Origin of the sequence: Microcystis sp. M083S1 (assembly GCF_020246405.1) — a bacterium.
Taxonomy (GTDB): domain Bacteria; phylum Cyanobacteriota; class Cyanobacteriia; order Cyanobacteriales; family Microcystaceae; genus Microcystis; species Microcystis aeruginosa_C.
Genome location: NZ_JADBTB010000011.1, coordinates 1 through 5,499, shown reverse-complemented (window position 1 = coordinate 5,499; position 5,499 = coordinate 1). Strand labels below are relative to the sequence as shown.

The 5,499-nt window shown below is 42.7% G+C and carries 6 protein-coding genes; 3 read left to right on the top strand and 3 right to left on the bottom strand.

Annotation, left to right across the window (positions count from 1 at the left end; all coding sequences use genetic code 11):
* The first annotated feature begins 212 nt into the window (after positions 1-212).
* A complete protein-coding gene (locus IM450_RS00780) occupies positions 213-656 on the top strand; it encodes a cobalamin biosynthesis protein (protein WP_071839401.1) in 444 nt (147 codons plus the stop codon).
* 16 nt (positions 657-672) lie between these two features.
* A complete protein-coding gene (locus IM450_RS00775) occupies positions 673-1,848 on the top strand; it encodes a lipid-A-disaccharide synthase-related protein (protein WP_287671120.1) in 1,176 nt (391 codons plus the stop codon).
* 42 nt (positions 1,849-1,890) lie between these two features.
* Here the strand turns inward: IM450_RS00775 and IM450_RS00770 are convergent, their stop codons facing one another.
* The gene (locus tag IM450_RS00770) at positions 1,891-2,739 is read right to left on the bottom strand and encodes an alpha/beta fold hydrolase (RefSeq protein WP_287671118.1); all 849 of its coding nucleotides are present in this window, start codon (positions 2,737-2,739) and stop codon (positions 1,891-1,893) included.
* Between the two features lie 58 nt (positions 2,740-2,797).
* Between IM450_RS00770 and IM450_RS00765 the strand changes: the two genes are divergently transcribed.
* Positions 2,798-3,691, top strand: a complete 894-nt coding sequence (locus IM450_RS00765; protein WP_287671116.1) for an alpha/beta fold hydrolase — start codon at positions 2,798-2,800, stop codon at positions 3,689-3,691.
* Between the two features lie 16 nt (positions 3,692-3,707).
* On the opposite strand, the gene aroH is transcribed toward IM450_RS00765, so the two are convergent.
* Together aroH and sppA are read right to left on the bottom strand one after the other, a co-directional pair.
* The gene (aroH, locus tag IM450_RS00760; protein WP_004163623.1) at positions 3,708-4,109 is read right to left on the bottom strand and encodes a chorismate mutase; all 402 of its coding nucleotides are present in this window, start codon (positions 4,107-4,109) and stop codon (positions 3,708-3,710) included.
* A gap of 68 nt (positions 4,110-4,177) precedes the next feature.
* A complete protein-coding gene (sppA, locus tag IM450_RS00755; protein ID WP_004163622.1) occupies positions 4,178-4,999 on the bottom strand; it encodes a signal peptide peptidase SppA in 822 nt (273 codons plus the stop codon).
* Positions 5,000-5,499 lie beyond the last annotated feature (500 nt).

The window sequence follows — 5,499 nt, the reverse complement described above, 5'->3', positions numbered from 1 at the left end:
ATGGGAGTGATCGGGGGGAAATTTAGGCACTTTTTCCCTGAAAATTAGGTAATTGGCCACCTCAAAACTGGTAAAACCCCACACCCCACACCCCACACCCCACACCCTACCCCCCGGAAAAACTTTTTGCCGCAAACCCTAACTAAACAGCCCCAAGGTGATTCTCCCCGTTGGCAACCCTAATCCCGCAACAATTAGAGGCAACACCGATGATGACTGGCGCTTCCCCTGCTTTCCACTCACCCGCCGATTCTTCCGGGGCAAAAGTGCAATGCCATGGACGAGTATTATGGCTAGGCATAGGTTGCATCCGTGGGACGGAGAAAGCGGTCATAGATAGGGCAATTAGGGCTGTTTTTCAGCGTTATCACCTCTCTTTAGCCGCTATTGCTGGTATCGCCACCCTTGACATCAAAGCTGATGAACGGGGTTTAATTGCCTACTGTCAGGAGAAAGGATTGCCCCTAAAAACTTTTACTGCCCAGGAGTTGAGAGATATTAATGTCCCCAATCCCTCAGCTATTGTCAACAAGCAAGGGGGAACCCCTAGCGTCGCCGAAGCTGCCGCTTTAAAAATGGGCGAGACTTTGCTAGTCAGCAAGCAAATAGAAGCAAAATCGGTGACGGTGGCGGTTTCTTTGGCAGCAAGGGAATAGAGAGGATACCAAATCGATGCTTAAACAGGTTTTATTTCTTAGTAATGGTCATGGCGAGGATTTAAATGCTAGTTTAATTGTGGGGGAATTACAAAAAATTCAGCCCCAATTATCTATAGCTGCTTTGCCTTTAGTGGGAGAGGGAAAAGCTTATCAAAAATTGCCAGTACCAATTATTGCACCCACTGCCACTATGCCATCGGGGGGAATTATTTATACTAATCCTTTTAATTGGATTAAAGATATTGCCGCGGGATTAATCGGTCTAACTATTAAACAAATTCAAGCAGCTTTTAAAGTTAGCAAGAATTGTGATTTATTGATAGCAGTGGGGGATATTGTGCCGATTGCGATCTCTCGTTTAACTGGTCGTCCTTTTGTGGCTTTTATTGTTTCTACTTCCAGTTATTACGAAGGTACAATTAAATTACCTTTACTGACAGAATTATGTTTAAGATCAGACAAGTGTTTAAGGGTTTTTACTAGGGATAAATATACAGCAACAGATTTAGAAAATCGGGGTATTAAAAAAGCGATTTTTGCTGGTTATCCAATTATGGATGTGTTAACACCAACGGGTAAAGATTTAGAATTAGATAGTCAAATTCCCATGATTGCTTTATTAGCGGGGAGTCGTTTACCCGAAGCTTTGAGTAATTTAGCTTTACAGTTACAAGTCTGTGAGGAAATAGTTAAAATTAAACCGATGCAGTTTCGGGCTGCTATCATTCCTAGCATCAGAGAAACCGACTTAGAAAATTTGGCTAAACAAGAGGGATGGCATTATTTAGGAGCGGGAAAATTAGAGAAAAATGGGGCTAAGGTGTGCTGTTATCGTGATGCTTTTGCCGATATTCTACACCATTGTGACGCTTGTTTAGCCATGGCGGGGACAGCAGTAGAACAAGCGGTAGGATTAGGAAAACCCGTCCTACAAATACCCGGATTTGGTCCCCAATTTACCTACCCTTTTGCTGAGGCACAAATGCGCTTATTAGGGGAATCGGTGATAACTATTGGAAAGAAACCCACGGAGGTGAATTTATTTAAAAATGCTGCGGTTAAAATTATCGATATTTTGGCAGATTCTCGTTATTTACACAGATGTTTAGAGAATGGCAAAATTAGAGTGGGAGAGTCCGGAGGTAGCAGAAATATTGCCGAGGAAATTTATATCAACCTAGGGTGTTAGGGCAGCGTAATCCAGCTTAAAATTAGCTCAATTACCTTCTAATTAAACATCGTCATTTTCCCGAACAGATAAAAACTCGGCCACCGCTTGATTAAAAGTTTCAGGTTCCCCTAAAAATGCCCAATGATTACCCGGTATCTTTTTAATTTCTAGAGACTTTAAATACTTTTTATAGGATTGAATTTGCCAAGCAGTGCGATTTAATCCCTGTTGAGGAAGGATCAATAAACTGGGAATATCTAAAGCTTTAGTTAATCCAGCAAACCCCATGACATCCTCAAAAATTTCCCCGCGTGCCGATAAAGTAAATTTACTGCTCCAACTGCCATCCGCTTTTTGTTCGATGGCATTTTTAAACACCTCTTGCTGTAAATTTGACCAACCTTTATATTGTTTTAATTGACGAGCGATCGCTTCTATGCTCTGATAACTATCAAAGGAACGAGTAATCTTTAAAAAGGGCAAAACTTGATAGAGAATTGGAAAAGTTATCCTCATCCAACTAGGCATTTTATCGATAAAAAAGGGATCGACTAAAATTAAACTCTTAAATACTTCCGGCTGTTTAGTTGCCCAAATTGCCGCTATTTTAGCACTCCAAGAATGACCTAAAATATGTGCTTGCGTCCAACCTAAATGATTAATTAAAGCCCTTAAATCGCCGATATAATCCTGAAAGTGATAACCCGTTGCCGGTTTACCGCTTTCCCCATGTCCCCGCAAATCTGGGGCAATAACTTGATAATTTGAGCTTAAATAATCGCCCAAGCTTGACCAAACCAAAGCATGATCCGCCATGCCGTGCAATAATAATAGAGGTATACCTCGATCGCTCCATTGTAAATAGGAAATTTCCATCGAGTTACTGGTAAAAGTCTGGCGTTGTGGCATAAATTCTCGACTGATTTTTACTCTATAATTTAAATATCACTTAATAAAACTTCATACAATGGCGCTACAATCTCCAATCACTGCGACTAGCTTAGAGCAATTGTCTTGGACATGGCAAGGTCACACCATCCCCTACACTGTGCGGGGAGAAGGACAACCCCTAGTATTAATTCACGGTTTTGGGGCATCTATCGGTCATTGGCGCAAAAATATCCCCGTTTTAGCGGAAAATGGCTATCAAGTCTATGCCCTAGATCTTTTGGGATTTGGGGGTGCGGATAAGCCCGCTTTAGATTATAGTCTCAACCTTTGGCAGCGGCAAATACAAGACTTTTGGCGGGAAAAAATCGCAAAACCGACGGTATTTATCGGTAATTCCATCGGGGGACTGATTACCTTAATGCTGATGGCAGAATCTCCCGAAATCACTGCCGGAGGCGTAATTATCAACTGTGCCGGGGGATTAAACCATCGTCCCGAAGAATTAAATTTTCCGCTGCGTTTAATCATGGCTGCCTTTACCGGTTTAGTTAGTTCTCCCGTGACAGGAAAGTTTATTTTTGAACAGGTAAGGCAGAAAAATCGCATCCGTAACACCTTAAAACAAGTTTATCGCGACCATACCGCGATTACCGAGGAATTAGTCGAAATTCTCTATCAACCCTCCTGTGATGCGGGTGCGTGGGGAGTGTTTGCATCGGTGTTGACGGCACCCCCCGGACCTTCTCCCCAGGAATTATTACCGCCAATCGATCGCCCTTTATTGGTACTCTGGGGAGAGGATGACCCTTGGACACCGATCGCCGGTTCGGTAATTTACCAAGAAAGAGCTAAAATGGGAAATAATACCCAATTTTATCCGATTGCCAAAGCTGGTCACTGTCCCCACGATGAACATCCCGAAAAAGTTAATCAATTAATTTTGAGTTGGCTGTCGGAAATGGGGATTTAGTCAGTTATCGAAGATTTTAGGGATTAATAGTTACTGGAGAAATCTGCCAATCGGGGCGAAGATTTTTCGCCCCTTGCAGATAGACGTGCTGCATTTCCCCTTGTAGTTTGGGAGTATTAACGTGGAGAATTACCCGAATACACTTGTCCAGACTACCAGCGACCTGCATCTGTTGCACATCGAGGAGGGGGACATTTTGCCAATGGGGACGTTCGCGAGCGATAGCAGCGGGGAAAATCGCGTCTAAATCCTGAGTTGCCGTAAAGATAATACTAACAATATCATCGGGATCGAGACTATTGTGAATTTCGATCGCTTCGAGGAGTTCTGTTACTGCTTCTCGTATAGCTTCAATAGTATTAACCGTTACTGTCGTCGCTCCCCGAATGGCTCGAACCTTCCACTGCACGATTGTCATCCTCCGCTAATCCTGATGAGTCAATTTTAGGGGTTAACGCGCCCTTTTTCTCGACTTTAATCTAGCCATCAGGGGCGGTATAACCACAATAGTTGTCCGTTAACTTCTAATTCAAATTCTAGACGCTGTAGGGTTTTTTGTAATCCTAGGGGTATTTGGGAACGATTGCCCGTCAGACGACTGAGGAGGGGTTTCGGTTCTTCGATAGTCTGACATTTAGTTTTATCTGGGGGTAATCCTGCCAATTCTAGCGCCCAAAGTCGGGCATCTTCCTCGGTTCCCAAGCGATCGACCACTCCTAATTCTAACGCCTGTTGACCGGTAAAAATGCGCCCATCGGCAAAACTTTTCACCTGATTGACATCTAAATTTCTCGCTCCGGCGACGGTTTGCAGAAATTGCTGATAACTGGTATCGATCATATCTTGGAGAATTCTTTCTTCTTCATCAGTTAATTCTCGATCGAAGGAGAGAATATCTTTATAGGGTCCCGATTTAATCACTTTAAACGAAACTCCCACCTTATCCAACAATCTTTCCAGATTGTTCCCTCTCAGGATAACACCGATCGAGCCGGTAATCGTGCCGGGGTTAGCCATAATATAATTAGCCCCCATACCGATATAAACGCCGCCAGAGGCGGAAATATTGCCAAAACTAGCGATTATTTTCGTGGTTTTTTGTAACCGCTTCAATGCTTCGTAAATTTCTTGGGAATCCCCCACGGTTCCCCCGGGGGAGTCAATGCGGAGAAGTAGGGCGGGATATTGCCTTTCTTTGACGATTTCTAGGGCTTTTAAGACTCTTTGGCGGGTATCGGAGGCAATTGCACCTGTAATTTCTATTCGAGCGATTTGTTTGCGGGTTTTCGGTTTAAAAGGCCAGACCATCAGGTTTAAATATCTCTCAAAAAAGGACTCTTTCTAATCTAACGCTTTGATCGTTCTAGGTTAAGCAGACATTATATTTCAGAATTTAAGGACAAAATGTCTGGTTAAGTGTATAATAGCATTAAGTGACCAGAGTTGAGGTAGGCGAGGTGAAGATTTGGGCAAGGTGGAATCCTTTAATTTAGATGGCTTAGATCTGTTTTTCAATTCTCACGATCATTGGCCACCTCATTTTCATGTTCGTAAACCGGGCCAATGGGAAATTAGAGTTTTTTTCTTACTTTGTAATCAAGAAAATGGTCTAAATTTTCAGGTGAAATGGCCCGCCAATGCCAAAATATCTAGTAAGGAAAAAAAGCGGTTCTTCGGTTTGTGTTATGCAATGGAGGGGGGTTATAAAGGATAAAACCCTTACACAGAAAGACATTGCTTCGATTTTTGCCAATTGTTTTCTATCTAGAACGAGCTAATCAATTGAGTCTCTTGCCATATAAGGATTT